At 41.7% G+C, this 23,144-nt stretch carries 23 protein-coding genes; 10 read left to right on the top strand and 13 right to left on the bottom strand.

Annotation, left to right across the window (positions count from 1 at the left end; translation table 11 throughout):
- Positions 1–267 precede the first annotated feature (267 nt).
- The 5 genes from P8610_RS12160 to P8610_RS12140 are packed head-to-tail and all read left to right on the top strand — an operon-like array spanning position 268 to position 4,876.
- Positions 268–813, top strand: coding sequence for an RNA polymerase sigma factor (locus tag P8610_RS12160; RefSeq protein WP_394604593.1), 546 nt, complete (start codon positions 268–270; stop codon positions 811–813).
- Positions 814–1,569 (top strand): hypothetical protein, encoded by a 756-nt coding sequence (locus P8610_RS12155; RefSeq protein WP_394604592.1) that lies wholly within the window; start codon positions 814–816, stop codon positions 1,567–1,569.
- Positions 1,570–2,457: an ABC transporter ATP-binding protein gene (locus tag P8610_RS12150; protein ID WP_394604591.1), complete on the top strand. Its 888-nt coding sequence runs from the start codon at positions 1,570–1,572 to the stop codon at positions 2,455–2,457.
- Positions 2,450–3,718, top strand: coding sequence for an ABC transporter permease subunit (locus P8610_RS12145; protein WP_394604590.1), 1,269 nt, complete (start codon positions 2,450–2,452; stop codon positions 3,716–3,718). Before P8610_RS12150 ends, P8610_RS12145 begins: the two co-directional genes overlap by 8 nt.
- 15 nt (positions 3,719–3,733) lie before the next feature.
- Positions 3,734–4,876, top strand: coding sequence for a hypothetical protein (locus P8610_RS12140; protein WP_394604589.1), 1,143 nt, complete (start codon positions 3,734–3,736; stop codon positions 4,874–4,876).
- A 300-nt stretch (positions 4,877–5,176) separates the two neighbouring features.
- Here the strand turns inward: P8610_RS12140 and P8610_RS12135 are convergent, their stop codons facing one another.
- The 3 genes from P8610_RS12135 to P8610_RS12125 form a co-directional block, all read right to left on the bottom strand.
- A complete protein-coding gene (locus tag P8610_RS12135; RefSeq protein ID WP_394604588.1) occupies positions 5,177–6,046 on the bottom strand; it encodes an AraC family transcriptional regulator in 870 nt (289 codons plus the stop codon).
- Positions 6,047–6,234: 188 nt separating this feature from the next.
- A complete protein-coding gene (locus P8610_RS12130; protein ID WP_394604587.1) occupies positions 6,235–7,203 on the bottom strand; it encodes a DMT family transporter in 969 nt (322 codons plus the stop codon).
- A 167-nt stretch (positions 7,204–7,370) separates the two neighbouring features.
- Complete coding sequence (locus P8610_RS12125; protein WP_289494117.1) at positions 7,371–7,850, bottom strand: site-2 protease family protein; 480 nt, start codon at positions 7,848–7,850, stop codon at positions 7,371–7,373.
- 398 nt (positions 7,851–8,248) lie between these two features.
- Here P8610_RS12125 and yhfH point away from each other — a divergent pair, with 398 nt between their 5' ends.
- From yhfH to aceA, 3 genes are all read left to right on the top strand, one after another.
- A complete protein-coding gene (gene yhfH, locus P8610_RS12120) occupies positions 8,249–8,380 on the top strand; it encodes a protein YhfH (RefSeq protein ID WP_082820809.1) in 132 nt (43 codons plus the stop codon).
- Positions 8,381–8,465: 85 nt separating this feature from the next.
- Positions 8,466–10,055 (top strand): malate synthase A, encoded by a 1,590-nt coding sequence (aceB, locus tag P8610_RS12115; protein ID WP_394604586.1) that lies wholly within the window; start codon positions 8,466–8,468, stop codon positions 10,053–10,055.
- A 198-nt stretch (positions 10,056–10,253) separates the two neighbouring features.
- The gene (aceA, locus tag P8610_RS12110) at positions 10,254–11,540 is read left to right on the top strand and encodes an isocitrate lyase (protein ID WP_289494114.1); all 1,287 of its coding nucleotides are present in this window, start codon (positions 10,254–10,256) and stop codon (positions 11,538–11,540) included.
- 70 nt (positions 11,541–11,610) lie between these two features.
- On the opposite strand, the gene P8610_RS12105 is transcribed toward aceA, so the two are convergent.
- From P8610_RS12105 to P8610_RS12075, 7 genes are all read right to left on the bottom strand, one after another.
- Complete coding sequence (locus P8610_RS12105) at positions 11,611–12,057, bottom strand: DUF2569 domain-containing protein (RefSeq protein WP_394604585.1); 447 nt, start codon at positions 12,055–12,057, stop codon at positions 11,611–11,613.
- A gap of 256 nt (positions 12,058–12,313) precedes the next feature.
- Positions 12,314–12,862 carry an SUKH-4 family immunity protein gene (locus tag P8610_RS12100; protein ID WP_394604584.1) on the bottom strand — a complete coding sequence of 183 codons (549 nt, stop codon included), beginning with the start codon at positions 12,860–12,862 and terminating at the stop codon, positions 12,314–12,316.
- Between the two features lie 46 nt (positions 12,863–12,908).
- A complete protein-coding gene (locus P8610_RS12095; RefSeq protein WP_394604583.1) occupies positions 12,909–13,436 on the bottom strand; it encodes an SMI1/KNR4 family protein in 528 nt (175 codons plus the stop codon).
- Between the two features lie 11 nt (positions 13,437–13,447).
- On the bottom strand, positions 13,448–15,142 hold the full coding sequence (locus P8610_RS12090) for a hypothetical protein (protein WP_394604582.1): 1,695 nt from the start codon (positions 15,140–15,142) through the stop codon (positions 13,448–13,450).
- Positions 15,143–15,339: 197 nt separating this feature from the next.
- Complete coding sequence (locus P8610_RS12085; protein ID WP_394604581.1) at positions 15,340–16,299, bottom strand: ABC transporter permease; 960 nt, start codon at positions 16,297–16,299, stop codon at positions 15,340–15,342.
- A complete protein-coding gene (locus tag P8610_RS12080; RefSeq protein ID WP_394604580.1) occupies positions 16,271–17,221 on the bottom strand; it encodes an ABC transporter ATP-binding protein in 951 nt (316 codons plus the stop codon). The genes P8610_RS12085 and P8610_RS12080 overlap by 29 nt, the downstream gene beginning before the upstream one ends.
- Positions 17,222–17,325: 104 nt before the next feature.
- On the bottom strand, positions 17,326–18,243 hold the full coding sequence (locus tag P8610_RS12075; RefSeq protein WP_394604579.1) for a DMT family transporter: 918 nt from the start codon (positions 18,241–18,243) through the stop codon (positions 17,326–17,328).
- Positions 18,244–18,595: 352 nt separating this feature from the next.
- Between P8610_RS12075 and P8610_RS12070 the strand changes: the two genes are divergently transcribed.
- The gene (locus P8610_RS12070; protein WP_394604578.1) at positions 18,596–19,513 is read left to right on the top strand and encodes a DMT family transporter; all 918 of its coding nucleotides are present in this window, start codon (positions 18,596–18,598) and stop codon (positions 19,511–19,513) included.
- Positions 19,514–19,534: 21 nt separating this feature from the next.
- On the opposite strand, the gene P8610_RS12065 is transcribed toward P8610_RS12070, so the two are convergent.
- Positions 19,535–20,551, bottom strand: a complete 1,017-nt coding sequence (locus P8610_RS12065; protein WP_394604577.1) for a MoeB/ThiF family adenylyltransferase — start codon at positions 20,549–20,551, stop codon at positions 19,535–19,537.
- A 366-nt stretch (positions 20,552–20,917) separates the two neighbouring features.
- The gene (locus P8610_RS12060; RefSeq protein ID WP_394604576.1) at positions 20,918–22,219 is read right to left on the bottom strand and encodes a YjiH family protein; all 1,302 of its coding nucleotides are present in this window, start codon (positions 22,217–22,219) and stop codon (positions 20,918–20,920) included.
- A gap of 200 nt (positions 22,220–22,419) precedes the next feature.
- Here P8610_RS12060 and P8610_RS12055 point away from each other — a divergent pair, with 200 nt between their 5' ends.
- A complete protein-coding gene (locus P8610_RS12055; RefSeq protein ID WP_394604575.1) occupies positions 22,420–22,689 on the top strand; it encodes a hypothetical protein in 270 nt (89 codons plus the stop codon).
- A gap of 87 nt (positions 22,690–22,776) precedes the next feature.
- On the opposite strand, the gene P8610_RS12050 is transcribed toward P8610_RS12055, so the two are convergent.
- The gene (locus P8610_RS12050) at positions 22,777–23,130 is read right to left on the bottom strand and encodes a cupin (protein ID WP_394604574.1); all 354 of its coding nucleotides are present in this window, start codon (positions 23,128–23,130) and stop codon (positions 22,777–22,779) included.
- Between the last annotated feature and the right edge of the window lie 14 nt (positions 23,131–23,144).

Below are 23,144 nucleotides of genomic sequence, written 5' to 3'. Positions count from 1 at the left end.
CTGCGCGCAATTTAAACAAAACCGCGCGCAAATGAGCTTCTCCTGCGCGTAACACATACCTTCACGCGCGAAAAATGCACTATGCTGCGCGAACCCGTAAAATCTGCTTTTCATCCTAGTAACTTAAAAATGATCAATAGTCTTTTTAAAGAGATTAACTTTATAATTAAATTGGAAAATTTTTTATAAAAAGTAAAACTATTTATCTCTTTCTTACGAATGTACTAGTAAGACACCCTTTTCCAGTCTGGAAGTGAAAAACATATCATGATGAAACAGAAAAAATGGATCAAGCTAATCCAGAAAAAATCAGATGAAAACGCTGCGAACGAACTGATCGCACATTACTACCCATCTATTTATGCGTACGTTTATAAACAGACGCTGAATAAAGAACTGTCGATGGACGTAACACAAGAAATCTTTATCAGCATGTTGCAGTCCATTCAGCAATTCGATGACAAGAAAGCATCCTTTAAAACGTGGCTGTACCGAATCGCAACGTATAAAGTCGTTGATTATTTCAGGTCGAGGAACTATACATACGACCAGTCCACAGACTACATGGAGTTTGTAGAAGTGGTCGCAACTTCAGATTTTACAATTGAACTGGAATATAAAGAAGACATCCAAAGAGTGACCCACCTGTTAAATGGTTTTCATGTAAAAGATCAGCAAATTCTGCGGCTCAAATTATTCGCCGAGCATACGTTTTCGGAGATCGCCACCACACTTGATATTCCTGAATCATCCATCAAGACCAAGTATTATTCTGCAATAAAAAAGATTAAGCAGCGAATGGAGGCTGAGTAAGTGGACAAGCACAAGTTTTACGTTGATTATCCTGAGGAGCACGAAATAAAAAATCACATTCAATTCATCGTTTCTGCAGGACTTACTAAACCAAAATCGTTTCTGCAATCCTTATTAGAAATGTATCAGCAGCTTGGGTTTCGTTACCTGTTTCGAGATGCGACTGAGATTCTGTTCACTGTCTCTTTAGCGCTCTGTGTGTTGATATACGGTATTTTTTCGTTAGATTCTTCCATACAAACGGACGACATTTATTCGTTCATCTTCACCTTGTCACCTGTTCTGTACTTTATTGTCGCTTCCTTATTTCTCGTAAATGCGTTAACAAAAAACACGTTTGCGGTAGAGATGACCTGTAAATATCACGTGTTTCAGCTGGCTGCCTTTCGCATGCTGATCTTCAGTGTGATCGCGCTTCTCTTAAACAGTTTATTAATTGTGCTTGTATCCCTACTCTTTCAATCTATCAATGTGCTCCAAGCTTTACTCTTATCAAGCAGTTCATTAAGCGTATTTTCCGTTCTGTATCTCTATGTACTGCAGCGTGTAAAAGGAAGATATAGCACATATGCGATGATGGCGGGATGGCTGCTCGCAAACTTACTTCCAGCCTTTTTTAGCCAAGATGTATATTCTGTTTTTCTTAGTCATGTGCCCGTGTATGTGTACGCTGTTGTATGCGCCGCAAGTCTCGTACTCTATGTGAATTCATTAAAAAAACTAATCGCATTTCGCCATGCAGAAGGAGTTTTATAGATGTTACTCGTTGAAGACGTTACAAAGAATTTCGGAAAGTTCAATGCACTCAAAAACATAAATTTAGAGTTTCATAACGGTGTGTACGGCTTGCTGGCACCAAACGGAGCTGGAAAAACGACGCTGATTAAGATGCTCACGACTCTCCTGTTTCCAACCAGCGGCACGATACGATACGAAGGAAACGACATCATTAAGATGGATGAAATGTACCGCGATCTCATTGGCTATCTGCCGCAAGAGTTTGGCTATTACAAAAACTATACGCCTACTGCCTATCTTCTTTATCTGGCTGCGTTAAAAGGAATCGATCGAAAAACAGCCGTTTCTCGTGTCAAAGAGTTGCTTAAAACGGTAGCTCTCGATCATGTGGCGACGAAAAAGATGAAGAAGTTTTCAGGCGGCATGATTCAGCGTGTCGGTATCGCGCAAGCCATGTTAAACGATCCAAAGATTCTTATTTTAGACGAACCAACAGCTGGACTAGATCCAAAAGAAAGAGTTCGTTTCCGCAACCTGCTCACGAATCTCGCTCGCGACCGAATCGTGATTTTATCCACGCACATCGTGTCTGATGTAGAGTCGATCGCAAACGAAATTATCACGATAAAAAATCAAGAAGTGTTATACAAAGATACCGTTTCTAACATCTGCCGCAAAATTGAAGGCTTAGTTTATGAGACGGAAGTTCATTACGAAGATACTGATCGATTCCGCTCCACATACCTTACTCTTTCTGAAAAACAAGAAGCCGGCAGCATGCATATGAGGTTTTTGACGACAGACACAGCAAAACCAGAGTGGCATTCGGTTCACCCGAACTTAGAAGATGTATTTTTGTACATCTATCAAGATGAGACTACAGCTCAAGGCAGTTTCAATGATTAAGCGGCTCGAATTCAAAAAAATCATTACTTCACCTATCATTATCGGCCTGTTCGTTCTGTTCACTCTCTTTAACTTTTATCTGATTTATGAGCAATCACCGATGCGTGAAGACATGAGCCTGCTTCAACCCATCGTAAAAGAACACGGAACACTGATGGACACAGAAGGCCGGAGTGGTTTGCAATCGTCGTACGAAAAAGACTTAGAAGACTGGAACAAGCTCGCTAAAAGCAAAACCGGTGACACTTACGCCAAAGCTACAGACTTTTATAAACCAGAGCACTTTTATGCTTTGATGGATTCCAAAACATACAGCGACAAAGAGCTCGGAACGATAAATGCCTTAGCCTTAAAAGAAACATATGTGACATCCATTGAAGAGATCGAAGTACAGTACAAAAACTTAGATGTCATGGACAACGCTGAAGAAGGAATCCGCATGTACGGATTAAGCGGTGCTGCGGCTGAAAAAGTACGCGCTCAATATGCCTCATTAAAGCCGCGAGTAGAGGAATTAATTCAAAATAAAGAGCACCTGCACCTCTTTTTTCACGGGAAAATCTTTGCTACACATTCTTTCCTTTTCAAAACGCTATTTGGGTTCGTCATTTTTCAAGCCATGATTTTGGTCGTCTTGTTCACTGGATTTATCGTCAACTATGAATTTGAGCAAAAAACGTCATTATTGGCGTATTCAACGAAAAGAGGAAGAAAGTTAGTGTGGGATAAGTTAATTGTGGCGCTCTTTTCATCCACCGTTGCGACTTTGCTTTTACTCTGCACTACCCTGTTCGTTTATTTTTCCGTATTTGATTATCGGGGTCTTTGGAACGTCCCAATCAGCACAGGTTTTATGATAGAACTGAACAACATTCCATTCATTAGCTGGTGGAACTTAACGTTTTTAGAGTATCTGCTTCTATCTTGTACCTTGGTTTTGATCTGCCAAGTGATTTTCGCTTTAATCACGTTTTGTCTCTCGATGTGGATCAGAAACAGCTATATGGTTTTTACGGTTTTCGGCGTCATTTTCGGTGCTGTTCTTCTCCTGCCAAGTAGAATTCCAAAAGATAGCGTGATGCTTCTTTACTCACACTATTCACCATTTATGCTCGTGATGAACGTGAAAAAATGGTGGATGGAAAGCGGTGTGTTTACAACGTTCAAATATTATGAAGTCATGACGGTGTCTCTTTGGTCAATCGCTTTAATGCTTCTGGCTTGGTTCTGTATTCGCCGTTTCACACGAGAAAATTTATAGATAGGAAGCGAACATATGAGACTTATAGTCGAGGAATTAAAGAAGCTTTTTACGGTAAAAACCATCATCTTGATTTCAGTAGTCAGCTTTATTATGTACCAGCAGTTTATCATGTTTGATTTTAAGCATTTCCCGAACGGCCGTCCCTTACTTGATACATTTCTTGCTACTCAAAAAATGTTAGAAGACTATGGTGAAACGATGGATGAGGATGAGTTTGAGGATTTTAAAGATATTTACGAAAAAAGAATAGATGAAGCGACAGCGTATATAAAGTCACAGGATGAATTGGCCGCCGCGGGTATAGACACATACAAAGAATTCCGCAGTATGGATCTTGAAGACGAAAAATTATCAGCGCTTCATCACAAAGTTGTGTTTGAGGATTTTGTGGACGTGTTTTGGGAGATTCAAGCGAGGGAAGTAATGATTGATACTTATGAACATCCCGAGCGTTTTAGCCAATACGGACCCGGTGAATTAAACGAAAAGCAAGAGGCTCGTATTCATGAATTAGTAGAGAACGGAGCGACAACTGCTGTTTTTACCTATCTCGTGTTTGAAAATTATAATACGCTAATAAAAGTTGTTGCGATTATGATCTTTCTAAGTGTCATGCTAGTCCTTATGCCTTTATATGTTGGGGATAAACGGAATCATGCTATTTTTCTGCAATACACATCTAAAGTCGGACGTTCGCTTTTCACAAAAAAGCTTTTGGCTGGATTAATAGCTTCCTTAACCGTTATTACGATTCACCTCAGCTGCTTTTTCTTTCTTTATGCTGGGAACGACACGAGTATGTTCTTCCCGCTAACCATTAACTCGATTTACAATAATTTTGTTTCTTGGTATGACATCACGTTTTTTCAATATATTGTTCTCACGGTGATATGTATCTATTTATTAGGGATAGCTTTGGTGCTGGTTGCAGCGTGCATCTCAAGCATCGCACCCAACTATATGACGAGTGTCGGCTTACATGTTCCTCTAGCATTTATTCTGTTTGGGCTAGGAACAAGCTATCTTGTGCAAAACATTACGATTGTTTATCTGCCTCAACATCTCGTGCCAATTTCACTCGTAATCATCCTTTTAATTTGCGCACTCTTGTATGGGTGGAGATACAGGAATGAGAAAGTGAGGGATATTGCGTAAAATTGAGTATAAAACCGAAAAGGGTTTTATACTCTTTTTGTTGTCATTGTGATTCCGCAGCAAGAGGCTTTTTACGCGCGCACATCCAAGCGAGTTCCCAGCACCACAGTACTAATAAATGCAAATATGGTTTTTTCTTATACCAGGCGGTGTATTACAACTAATCCGAGAAGTTTTTGAAACTATTCCGGAAATTCCAAAGTTATTCCCGCAAGATTTTGCTATAATCCCGCGAGTCGACACATTCACTTTATATTCACATTAAAAAGCATCAGCCTCATTCGGCCGATGCTTCCTCGTTCACTTCTTCTTCACAGGAATCCAAATCTCACTTCTAAACGTTGGTGATGAGGTGTCTTTGTCTGCGTTCCATAACATTTCCGGTCCTTCTGTTTGTTCGTAGGAAGATGACGGAAACCATTCTGCATAGATGCGTCCCCATACATTTTGCAGCGTTTCTGGAAATGGGCCGACTGCTTCAAAAACGGCCCAAGTCGATGCTGCAACCTCTAGATTAGCCAAGTGACCAGGACATTCGTTAGTCGTAGCTGCCCCAATATAGTGATCGAGTTCGCTGTTCTCAGCCACCCTCTCTGAAAAGTTTGTTGAGACACTGATCAGGCCTTTTGGCTCTATATTCGATAACTGCTTAAGCTCGTTAATGGTGTCCAAGTTTAGACTCTGCCACATAGCAGCAATCTCTGGATTTACTCCTTCAAAAATCAATGGAACTCGTTTCTTCATTCCCACAATGCGGAACGCCTCTTTTTCAACGATGCGATAGTTCATTTCATTTCCTCCTTTTACCGATAGTTGAAAGGACATGCGCGGAAATGCTTTTAAAGAATGACCGTTCCTCCGAGCTTCTGATGGTGTTATACCGTGCAAGTGTTGAAACGCTTTTGTAAAAGCATCCGGTGAACGGTAGCCATATTTTACAGCTATATCAATGACCTTTGTTTCACCGTTCGCTAGTTCAAATGCTGCAGAAGTCAGACGTCTGCGGCGAATATATTCCGATAGTGGGACACCCGCTAAGAATGAAAACATTCTTTTAAAATGATATTCGGAGCAATAGGCACGCTTTGCTATTTCCTTATAATCAATATCATCTGCCAAATTTTCTTCAATGTAATTCAGTGCGTCATTCATTTTCTGAAGCGAATCCATACGAACGCCTCCTTTCAACTCAACCATAACAGGAGCTCATGTGGCCTACCCGACTTATTATGCACACATATGTCGGATTCCTTTTTTGCATAAAAAAACAACCGCTGCTACGGGCAGCGGTTGTTCCAAATTAACTATATAAAAAGGGGGGGTAGTACTACTATTCCCAGCTCACATAATTTTATTCATCATTTTGCAAGTTTCATAGATTTTTTTTGAACGACCTCTGTTTTTCCGTAATAGCTGTGTAAAAACATGCCTAGCATGATGATAAAAACACCAAACATTGAAAGGAAAGTTGGACTCGCAATCGATAACAGCCACATCTCTCCTGCAAGCACGAAAATGATTTCAGCTGATTGCGTCGCTTCCACACCTGCCAATTTTACAGGATTGTTCGCGCAAAGGTCGGTGGCCTGGAAAAAGAGTACGGTTGCGATCACACCTGAGGAGATTGCCACTAAAAACGTTTGCCACAGCTGATCATTCGTTGGCGGTCCGCTTTCGACCCAGCCGACTACAGCCAAAACGATCCACCACGGCAATGAGGCAATCGTCATGCCGAACGCACGTTGAAACGCATCAAGCCGTTTGTTTGTCACGACCATCATCTTACGGTTGCCGAGTGGATAGGCGATGGCGGCAATCAAAACCGGCAGTACGACGTTTAGCCACGCCGATCCATTCACCCCGCTCGCTTCTTGCACTTGAACGAGTGCGACTCCTGCTAAAATGATGACAGAAAACCCGAGACCTTTAAACGGTATTTTTTGCCTTGACGCGCCTGCTCTATTCTTTCCTTCTCCTTCATAAAAGAACGGTACAAGAAGAGATCCTGCTACAATCGTAATCTGCCAAGTCGCCGCCACGAGCCATGCTTCGCCAAAGCCAGCTGCATACGTAATCGGCGCATAAAAGAGCACAAACCCAACTGAACTCCATAAAAACCACGCGCCAAACCGAGCTCGTAACTCCTCAAAAACCGGACGCACGTTTCCACGCATCCAAACGATGATCCATAAAAGCGGAACCATGTAAAAAAAGCGAAGGGCTGCACTCCAATGCCAGCTTCCGCCCGATAAATCCATTGAACGATTCAATATGAACGTCACCCCAAAGAAAAAGGCTGCCGCAATACCAAGCCATATCGGTTTCATCCTAAATCCCCCGTTTCCCCTAAAAAGTATTCATTTGTTTTGTCCGACATACCAACTAAAGATTGAAATTATCTTACCACATGGACAATGTATATAACTCTATTTATGCCTTCAAAAACGCAAAAAACGTCTGGACCGCATTCATCCAAACGTTACGTCATCTCTATTTAACCGAGAGGGTTGTTTTTCAGCGTCTTCTGTTTTAGTACATCCCACGCCGCTTTCCCATCTGTCGGATATCCGTTTTGCTCAATCGGAATCAATGAGAAAAAGACAAAATAAAAGGAAAAGTACACAAATTGGTAAGTGAAGATTCCTGGTTCAAATACTTTCATATAGATCAGCATGTTCACGATCAGCATGCTCAGAATCGTAAACAATGGTCCACCCAAATACACTAACACGAGGTGTCTGCGTGTATGATTTTTCAAATTTTCATATTCACACCAGCCGTCCCAAAAATACAATTTGCGAACGTTGCAAGGACCAATCTTAAACAGTCTATTTCCACTTCCGATATGAATGCTGACTTTGCCACCCGTTATTTTTCCGAAAAAGAGATGACCTGCTTCGTGAATAAACGTAACAATCGGTAAAACGAGAAAGAATGAAAAGAAAAACTTCCAAACATCTTCAAAACCAAACATGTGCATCCCTCCTATAACCTATTTTTTCTATTATCAGGTATAATGTTTCCTACTTTGAGCATGTTCACACTAGGCTTTTGACCCGTCTTTTTTACAAGAAAAGTATAGGGAGGTCAATCATTCCAGGGTGTTCCATTTTTTATACAAAATATAAAGTTTATCCAAATAAGACAAAAAAATCTGTTTAATGGTTTTAATTAATTTCTACCTCTGTATTACAACAGCTTTAAAAAAAGTTTTTACTAGGACAAACGCTGATATATCAAGGGAAAACAGTTGGACAGATGACTCAATTTTATAAAAAATCGAAAAATGTTATAAAACAGGTGTTGCAAAACTATATCTGTTATAATACAATGCATTATAATCAATCAAAAACAAAACAGGAGGAACTTAAAATGAAAAATTACTTGGAGCTTCACCGCAACATACCGGACAAAACGTGTACAGAATGTGGATGTGTGATCGAGGAGCAGCACGAATCTTACCTTTACGAGTGCGAGCGCTGCATGGGCAAACACGAGAGGTAAATATTTTTTTACCTCTACTGTTATATAACAATAATAAAGATTAAGCACCTGTTTAATAACATATTCAGAAAGGACTGTGGAATTAGTGACCATCGAAACCTCAAATCTTCAAGTGATTGGCGATATAACCCCAGCGTATGAAAAGATATTAACACCAGGTGCCATTCTTTTCTTAAAGTCACTGCACCTTCAATTCAATACCACACGAAAAGAACTTTTAGAGCAGCGTAAAGTGAAACAGAAAGAAATCAATTCAGGGATTCTTCCCACCTTTTTACCTGAAACTGAACATATCCGAAACAGCGATTGGACCATCTTTCCTCTTCCGAAAGATCTTCAAGACCGCAGAGTGGAAATTACAGGCCCTGTTGACCGAAAAATGGTGATCAACGCGCTTAACTCAGGTGCCAAATTGTTTATGGCCGACCTTGAAGATTCGAACTCTCCTACTTGGGAAAATACGATTGAGGGTCAGATCAATCTGAAGGATGCCGTTAACGGTACCATTTCTTTTGAAAATCCGAACGGCAAAAAATATACATTGAACAAGGACATCGCGACGTTGATCGTGCGTCCCCGCGGGTGGCATTTAGAAGAAAAACATATTGTTGTCGACAACGAACCCATGTCTGGGAGTTTAGTAGATTTTGGACTTTATTTTTATCACAATGCGAAAACACTTATTGAAAAAGGTTCTGGTCCATATTTTTACCTTCCTAAAATGGAAAGCCACAAAGAAGCTCGCCTTTGGAACGATGTTTTCATCTACGCACAACAGCAGCTCGGTATTCCTAGAGGAACAATCAAAGCTACTGTACTAATCGAAACGATCGTCGCCGCTTTTGAGATGGATGAAATTTTATACGAACTGCGTGAACACTCTGCAGGCGTGAACTGCGGACGCTGGGATTATATCTTCAGCTATATCAAAAAATTCCGTAACCAGCCGCATGTGATTCTACCAGATCGATCGCTTGTTACAATGACTGTACCATTCATGAGATCTTACTCTCTTCTGGCAATTCAGACGTGTCACAAACGGAACGCTCCAGCAATCGGTGGAATGGCTGCACAGATTCCGATTAAAAATGATGAGGCGGCAAATGCAGCTGCTTTTGAAAAAGTGCGTGCTGACAAAGAGCGCGAAGCTTCTGACGGTCATGATGGGACGTGGGTTGCCCACCCAGGACTTGTACCTGTTGCAATGGAAGTGTTTGACCGTATCATGCCAACACCTAATCAGATCGATCGAAAACGTGAAGACGTGGTCGTAACGGCTGACGATTTAGTGGCTGTACCAGAGGGCGAAATTACAGAAGAAGGTTTGCGCGTCAACATTAGTGTCGGCATCCAATACATCGCGTCATGGCTTAGAGGAAAAGGTGCTGCACCAATCAACCACCTTATGGAAGATGCAGCAACTGCAGAAATCTCGCGAGCCCAAGTATGGCAATGGATCCGTCACCCTAAAGGCATTTTGAACGATGGCCGCAAAGTTACATTCGAGCTGGTAGAGGAACTAAAGCTGCAGGAAGTTCAGAAATTAAGACAGCAAATGAATGAGGATTCATTCAATTCTGGCCGCTTTATGGAGGCTGTCGGCCTGTTTGACGAACTGATTCGCGATGATGATTTTCAAGATTTCTTAACCAACCGAGGCTATGAGGTGTTGTAAAAAGTTTGTCGGCGGATGATTTACGCTCCAGGATGCTCGCTTTCCGCGGGGCAGGCGGTGAGCCCCTTGCCGCTTTGCGCCCTTAAGGGTCTCACCTGACCGCTTGTCCCGCAAGGTCAAAACAAAACACATTTTAAGCAACGTTAATAAAAATACCATTTCACAAAAACTATGAAAACTTAAGGAGAGAGTTATATTATGAAACAATCACGTGTGGAGAAATTACAGGAAATGTGGCAAAACGAAGAGCGCTGGTCAGGAGTTCAGCGCCCATATACAGCAGAAGAGGTTATTCGCTTGCGCGGGTCAATTGATATCGAACATACACTTGCAAAACGCGGTGCGGAAAAATTCTGGGATCTTCTTCAAAATGAAACATATGTAAACGCTTTAGGAGCTTTAACAGGCAATCAGGCGGTTCAGCAAGCAAAGGCAGGTCTGAAAGCCGTATACTTAAGCGGTTGGCAGGTCGCTGCAGATGCTAACCTTTCTGGAAACATGTATCCTGACCAAAGTTTGTACCCAGCAAACTCCGTGCCACACGTGGTAAAACGCATTAACTCTGCACTTCAGCGTGCCGATCAGATTCAGCATATGGAAGGCGGTAATGAAGTTGATTACTTCTTACCGATCGTTGCCGATGCAGAAGCTGGGTTTGGCGGACAGCTTAACGTGTTCGAACTAATGAAAGGCATGATTGAATCAGGAGCATCTGCTGTTCACTTTGAAGATCAATTATCTTCTGAGAAAAAGTGCGGACACCTTGGCGGAAAAGTACTGTTGCCGACAATGACGGCTGTACGCAACTTAATCTCTGCTCGTCTTGCGGCAGATGTAATGGGCACGCCAACGATCTTGATCGCACGTACAGATGCTGATGCAGCAGACTTGATTACAAGTGACATCGACCCAGTCGACCGCGCCTTTATTACAGGTGAGCGCACGGCTGAAGGCTTCTACCGTACGAATGCTGGCCTTGATCAAGCAATCGCTCGCGGGCTTGCGTATGCGCCATATGCGGATTTAATCTGGTGTGAAACGAGTGAACCAAACCTCGAGCAAGCGCAGCGTTTTGCCGATGCGATTCACGAGCAGTTCCCTGGTAAACTATTAGCCTACAACTGTTCTCCTTCTTTCAACTGGAAAAAGAAGTTGGATGACGCGACGATTGAAACGTTCCAGCAGCAGCTTGCGGCAATGGGCTACAAGTTCCAGTTCGTTACACTTGCAGGGTTCCATGCACTGAACCACAGCATGTTCGAGCTCGCAAAAGGCTACAAAGCAAGAGGTATGGGTGCTTATTCTGAGCTTCAGCAACGAGAGTTTGATAGTGAGATCGACGGGTATACGGCAACTCGCCATCAGCGCGAAGTAGGAACAGGCTACTTTGACGAAGTAACACAGCTCGTTTCAGGCGGAACAGCTTCAACAACTGCACTAAAAGGATCTACAGAAGAAGATCAATTTCAGTCTCAAAAGGCGTAGAGATAGAGTCGTTGGATAGGAGATAAATAGACGAAGGACAGGAGCACATGTGGCCCCTGTCCTTTTTAGATTAATTTACAAATGTGTTGTGGACGCGGTACGATTTTTTGGCATACGCTGACCAAATAACAAAGGCTAATACAGCAGATGCTGAGTTAACAAAAGCAGTCCCTGTATCCACTTCATCCACAAAGAGAAGCAATACATCTAACACGATGGCAAAATATAATGTGATCTGTAGCAGAAACAGCCATGATTTGACGAAAACTTTTTTCTTTGCGAAAAATAAATAAAGAAGATAAACATTAAACAATAGTAAGCCGATGTTAAAGACCAATTCTCCGTAAATGATGTACTTCAATAATATAGAATTTAGGGTATAGCCTTTAATAGCCTCCAGCCCGATCAGTATAGCATTCAGCTTATATGGGAGAGCTAAGATAAGTCCCACTGCCACCAACAGCAGCCAGCCTCCTATCCCTTTTACATCTTCTTTTTGTTTTGTTTGAGTTTCCAATGTTAGTCACCTTTTTCATTGATTTTATTAGCTTTTTATAGTTTAACATGGGATTCTCAACTAATCTTTGGTTAATCTTGACTATATCGGTGTTTGAGCGTTTATACATATAACTTATTAAGGCATATTGCAACTCTATTATTTTGGGGAAAGACCGCTATTAAATTATCAGAAGAGTAACTGCCATTCAATCCGCACAGCCAACCTCCTGTTTTATAGATTTGAACCCCATATTATTTTCTTCTGTTTACAAGTCTTATTCTGATAATTTTTCTAGTTCTTCATACCAAAAATGATTAGGCTGAATACATTTAGGGTCAACTCTATGAAACTGATTTTTCAATCCAGCTAAAATAGATACAGGGATATCATTATCAATGTATGCGTCTTCTCCATTTACTTCAATGACTTTATTAATCATCTCTACGTATAGTAATAGACATTCCGCAAACTGATGAATGGAGGAGTTTATAAAAACTTCCTTACCACTTTGATCATAGTTAAGATACATGATTATTTCACTTTTTTCTTGAAGGCAAATGGGATACCCATCTCCAGTCGAACCTAAGTACCAGAATTCTTGAAACTTTTCTGGGAGGTTAAACTTCTGGTTCATTGGTTGTAAGGGCTCTGCAAGTGCTGTGAATTCTAAATAGGGTGGGGGCGTTTCGGGTAAACCGCTAACTGTTAAAAACTGTTTTACTTCCAAAGAAAAAGGTGTATTTTCTAATTTGTTTTCATTAAGTGTAATTAATGGACCATCTTTTTTTACATCCCATTTTTCTTTAAAAATATGAGGTAACATATTCTTCACCTTCCTGAGTTCTATCCTCTCGCCCGTAATTCCCCATTTAGAAATCCAAGTCTTTATCATTTCCTTCATAATCTACAAGCATAGACCCTTCATCCAATGCATCCATCAGCCATGAAGCAAGGCCATCCCAGCTTCTTGATACGTCTCCCATTTCTTTATCCCATTGAATTACTTTTGCATCGTAACCATTACTTGTTTGCAAATCAAAATTTATTGTGTCCCCATAATTCATGTCAGCAATAATCAAATAAGAGTTTGGCATGCCTAGTAATCGGCGATCTTCCTCAAATGAATCATTTAAGTAAGATTCTCCTTTTTGTTTTGGTCCAGTTTTTGGTAAGTAAATTTCTGATAAGACTGTTCCGGGAACAAATAGTTCTCCGCCATTACAAACTTGAAGAAAGTCTTTATAGATTTGGGGCAAATTAATATTCAGCTCTTTTTCAAGACTTTCTATTTCTTCTAGGTTAGCACCAGCTTTTAAATAATGTACATCTTCTGCGTACTTATTAATTTCTTCAAAAAAAGGTATTAAATCTTGGTTATTTAAGTATTTATGTGACATTTCTGTTCCCCCTATTTATGAATCCAAGGTATTTTATCACCGAAATCCACCATTATTCCAGGTTGAGGTAAATAATAGCCGTTTGTGGGATTATGGTAACTCCCTCCATGAGCATCCAGGTGCTCGTTAACATCCATATTTCTACCTTTTAGAAATTGAATATTATCAGGTTCTCCCGCAAAGTCTGGATACTCATTTGCAGATTTCATATGCTGACCTTCATACCCTTTTACTTTTCCTGTTGTTATTAATTCAGTTAATTCATCAGAAGTCCACTCTCTTGTTCCTCTTCCAGTCTTGAGCACAAGATCTTTTTCTTGTTTCCAAGATTGTCGAACAGCTTTTTGACGAAGAACAGAAAATTGTTTATCAGTTAACCATTTCCCGTTTACATTGTATTGTTTCTTACCATCTACAACTCTTATTTTTTCTGTATTTTTAATACTTGTTCTTCCAACCTGTAGCTCCATCCTCATGTCAGCTGCTCTTAACATGGCAAGTTCACTGTCCGTAAATGTTTGCGGTATGCCGTTTTGTTTAAGAAGCGTATATGGATCTGTTGCAGTATTGGCTAAAGGCAGTACTGGCTGATCAACTTTATACCCTGTTCCTGCTGACAATTTGTCCACAGGTGTACGTTTAGGAGCTACTGCCTTTATGGATTCTGCTGTAACTTCTGTCTTGTTTATCGCTTGGTTTACTGGTTTGTTTCCGAGGTTAGGTAAAGCTACTAAAGCTCCTGTTAAAACAGCCCCCGCTGTCGCACCGATTGCCACTTTTTTCAACGTAACTTTGTTTCCTTGCAGCCAGTCACTTACCGCGGTTTCAGATCCACCTGCTGTGACACCGCCTGCTACTATTGATTTACCTTTACTCATGAACCTTGAAGCAGCTTTTGACACAGCACTAAATGCGCCGCCTCCTACTGCTCCGGCTGCACCCCAAACGAGGGCATCTCGTCCCATGTCACCCCAGTTTGGCGGTTCTCCTGTGATCGCCCATTTTGCGAGGTGTGTATAAACGGCTGTGCCCGAACTTAATGCAGCTCCTGCTCCGACGGCCGGCAGAAACGTTCCGAGTCTGCCCAATGCTGGAATGGTTGCTCTGCTCACAAAAGCGCGTGCTGGTGCCAGAAATTTTGCTCCTCTTGCAGCCATTCCTAGAGCTCCACCTGCCATACCGAGGCCACCCCACAACAGGCCGCCTCCAAACGTAACATTGTCAGCTGTCATTGCATAAAGCCCGTAATTCAGTGCCCCCATCGCACCCATTGTGACGGCAGCCCCTGCAGAGATAATACCCGCAGCTGCCCCTAATGTTACGACAGTCGCTATCGTTCCTACAATAATTAGGGATTTTTCAAACAGCGACCGCTCTTCCCAATAATCTGAGGCAGAATCCAAAATATCCGAAGTGGTTTCTTTAACCACTTTTGTAGCTGTTTTAAAACCGTCAACGGTACCTGTTACTAATTTCTTTCCAAGCTTTTTTGCTTTATCTAAAAAGCTATCATCACTGTCTCCTATATTTTTACTTGGAGGGGGTGGTGGTGGGTTCTTTTTTGCGCCTTGTTCAAGCGTTGGTACGAGATGATTTTTTGTATAGTCTATTTTCTCTGTATGTTGAGAGTTTGCTAGAGTATGTATCGGTATTAACATGATAAAAAGAGCAAGAAAACATAATCCTAATATACCTCTCGTTTTCAATTGATTCCCTCCTACTTTTCCGCTGTTCTGCTACACCCATCTTACCCTAGCAATAAAAGCAAAAACTATATGTATTGGTCAATTTTTAACAAGTTGGTACGAAGGTACGAGGTCTTTCTTACTTCTATATTTTTATGACAAAACAAAAAGACAACCTGAATTGGTTATCTTTTGTTCGTTTATTTATTATTTTACTATTACGCTTTCACGTCGCGCTTTTGGAAAACCGTGAAAGTGATAGCGAGCATCAAGGCTGTATACACCGCCAACACACTAATGGAGAACGGTAATGTTAAATCTTTGATCAGCTGATTTTGCCCGTCAATAAGCACGCTAAGATCCATGTTGGCAAACAGTGTGTAAACAATCCAGTCTTTGTTGGCGAGCAGCATCACAATCGTGTTTCCTGCAAACATCGTGAACATGGCCACCCCAATTGCGACCGAGTTACTCATGAACAGAGTAGAAATCATGAACGACAGAGCTACAAGTGCTGTTAATTCGATAAACTCGACACCGATGTTAGCAAAAACGTACTCAACGATTAATCGTTCTTTTACTTGTTGATTCTCCGTTACAACCAGATACGATTGATCCATTCCTCCGAATCCATACGCTAGACCACCGACCAGCCACGTTGATGCAATCACAACGAGCCACATCACAAAGGCAAATCCTAATGTTGCAAGGAATTTGGATAATAGGATCTTCCATCTGCTATAAGGACGAATGAGCAGCATCTTAATGGTTCCTTTTGAAAATTCACTTGAGACAATATCACTCGCGACTACGATAACAAATAATCCAATTAAGGACGAAATCGGCGCCATGTCTTTCATGAACTGCCATGTTGTTGTTTCATATGGTGAAATTTCGTTGGCAATGGCGTATTCGTTTTGCTTGATGCCTGTTTCAAGCATCTCTATGTAAAACTCATCAGCGCCGTTTTTCTTTTCTTCTTCTACTAACTTTTTATCATTCTTAATTTGTTCTGTAAGCTCCTGCTTCCAGTTGTTATTCACTTCCTCATCCGTCGTTACTTTATCATAGACGGCAACACCGATAATGATGACGATCGGAAGCGCAAGAAAAATCCATGTGCGTATGCGGCTAAAGATCTTAATCCACTCATTCGTTAACAGGGACAGCCACTTCATTCACATCGCCCCCTTTCTTCGTCATTTCTAAGAACCGCTCTTCTAACGTCTTCGTTTTACGTTGAATCCCAACAACGAGAACACCTGCTAATACAAGCTGTTTGTTCAGCTCTGCGATAAATCGTACGTCAGATACTTCAACAATCAGTTCATTGCCAGATTCAGTCACGTCAAGTGCATCATTCATCTTCACTAAAACTTGTTTCGCCTGTGAAGTATCTCCCTCGATCTGGAAGTGAACTTTTACGTCTGCTTCATCTTCTTGGTTCGTGATTTCGTCAATTCGCACAAGTTTTCCGTGCTGAATGATCGCAACACGGTCACACATCATCTGCATCTCGGCAAGCATGTGTGATGATACGACAACAGAAGTTCCATTGTTTGCTAAAAGACGTAAATAGTTTCTTAGATCATAGATCCCTTGTGGATCGAGTCCGTTTGTTGGTTCGTCCAGAATCAACACATTCGGCTTATGTAAAAGGGCCTGCGCTACTCCCAGTCGCTGTCTCATACCAAGCGAGTAGGTTTTTACTTTGTCGTGAATGGCGTATTTCAGATCGACGAGTTCGATCACTTCGTCAATTCTTTCCTTCGTTACATCTGGCATGATCCTCGCATATTGCATCAGGTTTTTATATCCAGACATATAATCGTACAGTTGAGGATTTTCAACAATCGCACCAACGCGTTCCATCGCTTTTTCATAGTTTCCGCGAATGTTGTCACCGTTGATCAGAACATCACCGTCTGTTATTGAGATGAGTCCTACAATCATTCGGATCGTCGTTGTTTTCCCAGCACCATTCGGGCCGAGCAGGCCAAAGATTTCTCCTTCTCTAACCGAGAACGACAGATCATCCACGATGGTCTTGCTTTTAATCTTTTTCGTTAAGTTCTTTAGTTCTAACGTATGTGTTGTCATGAAATTCCCAACTCCTCCTATCTCAACTCTCTCTTTTTTCAATTATTTATACGAGTGAAAGCAATAGATAGTTTCAATAATTTTGTAAATTATTTACTTTTATACTAAAGACTTCTATCTGCTGCGACACTCCTTTTTGCTCTTTTTGTTACACGGGTTGATAGATAAACACCTAGTATGACTAACGCTCCGCCAACCGCTTGATAATAAGCGAGCGTTTCATCAATAAACAGCACGGCAAAAGTGGCAGCGAACACTGGAATCAAGTTCAGAAAAATGCCTGCTTTATTCGGTCCTACTCGTTCTACCGCTGTGTTCCACGATATAAAGGCAACAATGGACGCAAAGATTCCTGTGTATAAAATCGTTAGAATGGAACCTGTCGACCAGACGATCTCTGTGTCTTGTGCTTCTTTTATAAAAAACGGAAGCAAGATCATGATACCGAGAACCATCGAAACGATGAACGTACTGTATGTCGGAAGTTTTCCAGCATATCTTTTTATAAGTAAAGAATAAATGCTCCAGCAAATGACGGCTGCGATCACAATCAGGTCTCCCCTGTTAAAGGAAAACTGCAGCAACACCTCAAGTGAGCCTTTTGAAATAATAAACAGAAGTCCAGCGATTGAAAGAATAGCACCTGCAACTTGTTTGGCGTTTAGCCGCTCACCTAGCCAGATAAAAGACAGAATAAAGATAATAATCGGTGTCGACGTGTTTACGAGTGATGCGTTAATGGAAGTCGTGTAATGAAGTGCGATGTATAGAAGTGTGTTGAAGCCAGTAATACCAGTGAGTGCCATGAATAGTACAATTCGCCACTGCTTTTTCACCACCTGCCACTCTTTACGCAGAAATGGCCAGGCAAACGGGAGGAAAATGACGAGTGCTGTGCACCATCGCAAAAAAGATAGTGTAACAGGCGGTAAACTGCTCGTAATCGCTCGTCCAATCACGAAATTGCCTCCCCAGATCAAGGTTGCGACAACTAGAAGTACATATGGGTTCACTTTTTTCATGTGATGATCACACCTTTTTTTGTAATTAAGTCGTTTTGTGCTTCAATTAGGTCTTTTTTAGAAGAAATTAAGTCTAAACAGCTACCAATTAAGTCTAAATTTAAAAAATAATGGCCTTTCGACAAACCTGACAATAGTAAGTCACCAGACAACATGATAATTTAATCAGCTTCAAAATTATTTTCTCCCACTATATCAGACTACCTCTTGAAGAAGATATGGTCGTTTCGGCTCAAACTGTAAAATGTAAGCTTTTTTTCTGTAAAAACATCCACAATGATGTACAATGGAAACTAAAATCATTTTAATACTTTACTTCATGAAGTAAAAGCAGAAGAAAGAAGATGACGTGATGAAACCGTATCGAACGTATATCATTTTATTTTCTGTGATGGTGGTGTGGGGTCTAAATGTAACGGCGACGAAAATTCTCGTTACGAACTTCATGCCTGTTACGATCACAGGAATTCGTGTTCTAACCGCTGGCTTAACGGTATTTTTGCTTCTCTCTCTTATTAAAAAGGTTCGAATGCTAACAAAAAAAGAGTTTTGGTATGTTTTTTTAGCTTCGATCTTTAATGTTGTGGCACATCATTATTTTCTGTCGATCGGCCTAACCGAAACAACAGCCACAAACGGCGGTTTGATTATGGGAATGTCGCCGCTTCTGACGACCATCCTTGCCATCTCGTTCCTAGGTACACCATTAACACTGCTTAAGACAATCGGACTTTTACTAGGATTCTCTGGAGTTGCCTTCATCGTGTTAGAAGGCAGCCAAGTGACGGGCATCTCATTCGGTGACGGGTACATCCTTTTATCTGTTCTTACGCAAGCCGTTAGTTTTATTCTAATAAAAAGAGTCGCACACACGCTGGATCCCCGCTTGATGACCGGGTACATGATGGTGATCGGCTCGCTGTTCTTGATCGTGATTGGATTGATCGAGGAGCCCCAAGGATTTGCAGGAGTGTTTGAGAATTCAACGGTATCATTATGGCTGATCTATTTCGCTTCCGCCTGTATCGCTACAGCGATGGGGCACATGCTTTATAACGAAGCAATTGGTAAAATTGGAGCGTCGGAAGCGTCGATCTTCATAAACTTGAACCCGTTCTTTGCTTTAGTTGGGGCTGTTTTGTTTTTAAACGAGAAAATTTTGTTTCAGCATATACTCGGATTTTTCCTTATTATCACAGGAGTTCTGTTAGGATCTGGCGCTGTTGAGGAGATTCGAAACAGAAGATTGCGTAAAAAAGATGCGGCTTAACTCCAAGCAGCATCTTTTTCTTTATCCTATAAATTTATAATAGATGGATTTTGCTTCAGCTGTACTTTTTGTTCCATGCACGAGTGCGCGCCCGTCTTTAAAAAGAACCAGTCTGTGGTTGTCGCTTTCGATCTCCAGCAGGTACGGATTTCTACGAACTTTTCCGTGTGACACTAGACTTTGTTCCAGCTGCTCTAAGTCGATTTCTCTGTTGGAGGATGGGCGGATCTGCACGGTGTCCCGTCCGCACAAAACAGCTGTCTTCATTTCCGAATGCTTTTGAAGATACGGATATGTCTGATGGGTTCCGCAAGATGGGCAATCGTCTTTTTTAGCCTTACCCATTCCTAACTGAACATGTTGATTAGTCCAAAGGTCGAAAGTTACGATTTTTTTTCTAACAGCTTCAAAGTTTTCGACCAATATTTTTAGAGCTTCAGCCGTTTGGTAAGCTGTCACCATTTGAACTGCAGGCGCAATAATTCCAGCTGTATCACACGTTTGGCCGTTTGCAGGAATTTTATCTAGAAGGCAATTCAGGCAAGGCCCTTGTCCTGGAATGATGGTGTAGGAGATGCCGTAGCTACCGACACATGCCCCGTAGATCCAAGGCACCTGGTATTTTTGCGACAGGTCGTTGATGAGTAATCGTGTTTCAAAGTTGTCCGTCGCATCTATAATGAGGTCGATCCCCTCGATCAGCTCCTCAGCTTCTTCAATTCCCATATCCATCACATGTGCCTGGATTTCTACTTCTGAATTGATTTGGGTTAGCTGGTTTTTAGCGGCAATGACTTTTGGTAGCTGTTGTTTTGCATCATTCTCTGTATACAGCTGCTGGCGCTGAAGGTTCGTCCAATCTACATAATCTCGGTCGATGAGTACGATGCGTTTTACACCCGCTCGTGTGAGTGATTCCGCACTCGCTGCGCCAAGGGCCCCTGCCCCAACGATCAGCACGCTCTTTTGCCTGATTTTTTCTTGCCCCTCTCTACCGATCGGTCTAAATAATTCCTGCCTCGAATATCTGTCATTCACTTTGTGTTCAACCCCTATCTAGGACTGTCGCATTGTGCAGCCGATGATTTCTATTTATAGATTATCATATTGTATGTTTTGACAGGGGATTGTCTTGGATAGAGATTTTTACGGTACGTGTTCTTATATGTATTACAGATTCGCGCAGTCAACTGCTTTTCTCACGCGCTACAGTACATTTCACGCGCAGACTGAGCTGTTTTGCGCGCAGAAAGTGGGGAGTTACACGCGCTAAGACTGAGTTTACGCGCAGCGAAAGGTAAACTACCTTCAAATGATGTTCATTTTATCGATCCGAGCGCCATTTTACGCTACAAAAAAGACGCTGCCAAACGTTCAGCAGCGTCTTTTTGTATTTTATTACACCTATAACAACAAATACGCAATCGGTGTTGCCAAAATCAACGCTAAAACCGTGCGTTGGAACCAGATCCATAGAAGTTTTGGCACACTGATCGGAATTTCTGTTGATAATACACATGGAATGCTTGCGGAAAAGAATAGGATGGATGCTACGGATACGACGCCGATTACAAATTTTGTGACGAGAGCCGCTTCTGTTACTAATAGTGCTGGAAGGAACATTTCAGCTACACCAATTGAGGCTGCTTTTGCTGCAAGCATGGCATCTGGTAGCTGCAGCGCCCATGTGATCGGATAGAACACGTAGCCGACCCAGTCAAAAACAGGCGTGTATTCGGCGAGTAGCAAGCCGATCAGCCCGACGCTCATGATGGAAGGCAGAATGCTCATCGCCATCACGAATCCATCTTTTAAGTTAGACCAGATATTGTTCAAAAATGCTGGAGCGTTTTGTGATGAATCCATCGCGCTTCTCCACGCGGTTTGCAGATATTTCTCGCTTACGACTTCTTCCGGCTGTCCCTCCCCGCCAACATACGAATCATCCATTCTGCTTAACGGACGGATTCGAACCGTGATCGCCGTTACGAGGAACGTAACAACGAGTGTCGTCCAGAAGTACGTGTTCCACATCTCCATTAGCCCGAGCGTGTTTGCCACAACGATCATGAACGTGGCGGAAACGGTCGAGAAGCCTGTTGCTATGATCGCCGCTTCTTTTACCGTATACTTCCCTTCTTTAAACACACGGTTCGTAATGAGTAAGCCGATTGAATAGCTGCCAACAAACGAGGCAACGGCATCAACAGCTGATCGGCCTGGCGTCTTCCAAATCGGACGCATGATCTTTTGTACGAGGACACCGATAAATTCCATCAGACCATAACCTACGATAAAGGCAAGGAATACTGCCCCAAGCGGAACGAGCAGTCCTACGGGAACGACTAGTTTTTCAAATAAAAATGGCCCCATGTTCGGGTCGCTCAACCAGCTCGGACCCCATTCAAAATAAAGAAGGACTGCCGCGATCAAACCCACGACTTTTAATAAAGAGAAAGTGGTTGTGACCCGGTCTTTGTTCCACGTTTTTGTGTAGAACGGATAAACTGCACCAAGAAGAATAACGAGCAGCGCGTAAATCGGGACAGCCTCACCCGCTGTATCTCTCACCCATGTGACGAGGTGATCGAGCGGAATGGATGACTTCCCTTTTACCGTGATTGGAACGAAGAACATGAAAATACCGACTGCACTGAAAAAAAGAAACTTCAAAGAATGAGACCAGGAATCTGCAGCTTTTTTCATTTCATTCAACTCCCTCAACCGTTGATAAGCCTGCCGGTTCAGGCTCTCTATACATCATATCGGGACAAAGTACGAAATATGACGAGTCGTGCTTGTACAACTGTTCTATTTTTTAATCCCCTTTTTTGCACGGAAACATGTCTGTTATTCAGACGTGTAGGGAATACCATTTACATAGCCCAAGAATAGGAGTGTTAGTGATGCGATACTTTATGAACGTGAATAAAAGTGTGGAAGAAGAGTACGGTAAGCTGTTCAGCTTCGATCCTGCGACGAACGAGGAAAACAACGATGAGCTTGAAGTGATGAACAACTTAGATGAGCAGGACAATGGAAAGCCTTATATCTTTCCTAAAAGCTTCTTGCTGGAGGTTTCCGCTGAAGATTACAAGCAATATGCGGAGGCGAAGAGAGGAAATGGAGATATGAGGGGTGTTACAGAAAAGATTTTGGAGAGGTATCGGGGATAGTTTGTTGATTCTAATAGGTCTAATAAGTAATAGATTGAGAAAGCACTGCAGAATTTTGCAGTGCTTTTAATAGAAAACAATCTTCCCTTACTCCACTACCATTACCGTGGCAGTGGTTAACTCTTCACTCTCTATAACAATTGCAGTTAACCCTGTATCCGTTTTGGTTTCATGCCACTCGTCTTTTTCCCAAAAAACTGCCTCGCCACTATGAACTTTAATATATTCATTTGTTTCCCCTCTAACCCATCCTTCTCCACTTACAATTAAAAGAAGTTGAGGGACTACTGCTTGATGAAAACCGATTACTCCATTCTCCTCTAAATACATACATCCTATATGAGCTGTTTTTTGAGTTTGGGTAATATGCGACATAATGAAATCAGAATTAAATTTCGTAATTTTCTTACCTGTTTCTTTTTGAAAGTGATAAATTTTCATTAGTACCCCCGATT

Source organism: Fictibacillus sp. UD (assembly GCF_043558025.1).
Lineage (GTDB): Bacteria > Bacillota > Bacilli > Bacillales > Fictibacillaceae > Fictibacillus.
The sequence above is the reverse complement of the archived record's forward strand: the minus strand, read 5'-3'. Positions and strand labels throughout refer to the sequence as shown.

Coding starts and splice junctions, on each gene's coding strand:
- P8610_RS12160 (WP_394604593.1), top strand. CDS start 268: ATGATGAAACAGAAAAAATGGATCAAGCTAATCCAGAAAAAATCAGAT.
- P8610_RS12150 (WP_394604591.1), top strand. CDS start 1,570: ATGTTACTCGTTGAAGACGTTACAAAGAATTTCGGAAAGTTCAATGCA.
- P8610_RS12145 (WP_394604590.1), top strand. CDS start 2,450: ATGATTAAGCGGCTCGAATTCAAAAAAATCATTACTTCACCTATCATT.
- P8610_RS12140 (WP_394604589.1), top strand. CDS start 3,734: ATGAGACTTATAGTCGAGGAATTAAAGAAGCTTTTTACGGTAAAAACC.
- P8610_RS12135 (WP_394604588.1), bottom strand. CDS start 6,046: ATGGATTCGCTTCAGAAAATGAATGACGCACTGAATTACATTGAAGAA.
- P8610_RS12130 (WP_394604587.1), bottom strand. CDS start 7,203: ATGAAACCGATATGGCTTGGTATTGCGGCAGCCTTTTTCTTTGGGGTG.
- P8610_RS12125 (WP_289494117.1), bottom strand. CDS start 7,850: ATGTTTGGTTTTGAAGATGTTTGGAAGTTTTTCTTTTCATTCTTTCTC.
- yhfH (WP_082820809.1), top strand. CDS start 8,249: ATGAAAAATTACTTGGAGCTTCACCGCAACATACCGGACAAAACGTGT.
- aceA (WP_289494114.1), top strand. CDS start 10,254: ATGAAACAATCACGTGTGGAGAAATTACAGGAAATGTGGCAAAACGAA.
- P8610_RS12100 (WP_394604584.1), bottom strand. CDS start 12,862: ATGTTACCTCATATTTTTAAAGAAAAATGGGATGTAAAAAAAGATGGT.
- P8610_RS12095 (WP_394604583.1), bottom strand. CDS start 13,436: ATGTCACATAAATACTTAAATAACCAAGATTTAATACCTTTTTTTGAA.
- P8610_RS12085 (WP_394604581.1), bottom strand. CDS start 16,299: ATGAAGTGGCTGTCCCTGTTAACGAATGAGTGGATTAAGATCTTTAGC.
- P8610_RS12080 (WP_394604580.1), bottom strand. CDS start 17,221: ATGACAACACATACGTTAGAACTAAAGAACTTAACGAAAAAGATTAAA.
- P8610_RS12075 (WP_394604579.1), bottom strand. CDS start 18,243: ATGAAAAAAGTGAACCCATATGTACTTCTAGTTGTCGCAACCTTGATC.
- P8610_RS12070 (WP_394604578.1), top strand. CDS start 18,596: ATGAAACCGTATCGAACGTATATCATTTTATTTTCTGTGATGGTGGTG.
- P8610_RS12060 (WP_394604576.1), bottom strand. CDS start 22,219: ATGAAAAAAGCTGCAGATTCCTGGTCTCATTCTTTGAAGTTTCTTTTT.
- P8610_RS12055 (WP_394604575.1), top strand. CDS start 22,420: ATGCGATACTTTATGAACGTGAATAAAAGTGTGGAAGAAGAGTACGGT.
- P8610_RS12050 (WP_394604574.1), bottom strand. CDS start 23,130: ATGAAAATTTATCACTTTCAAAAAGAAACAGGTAAGAAAATTACGAAA.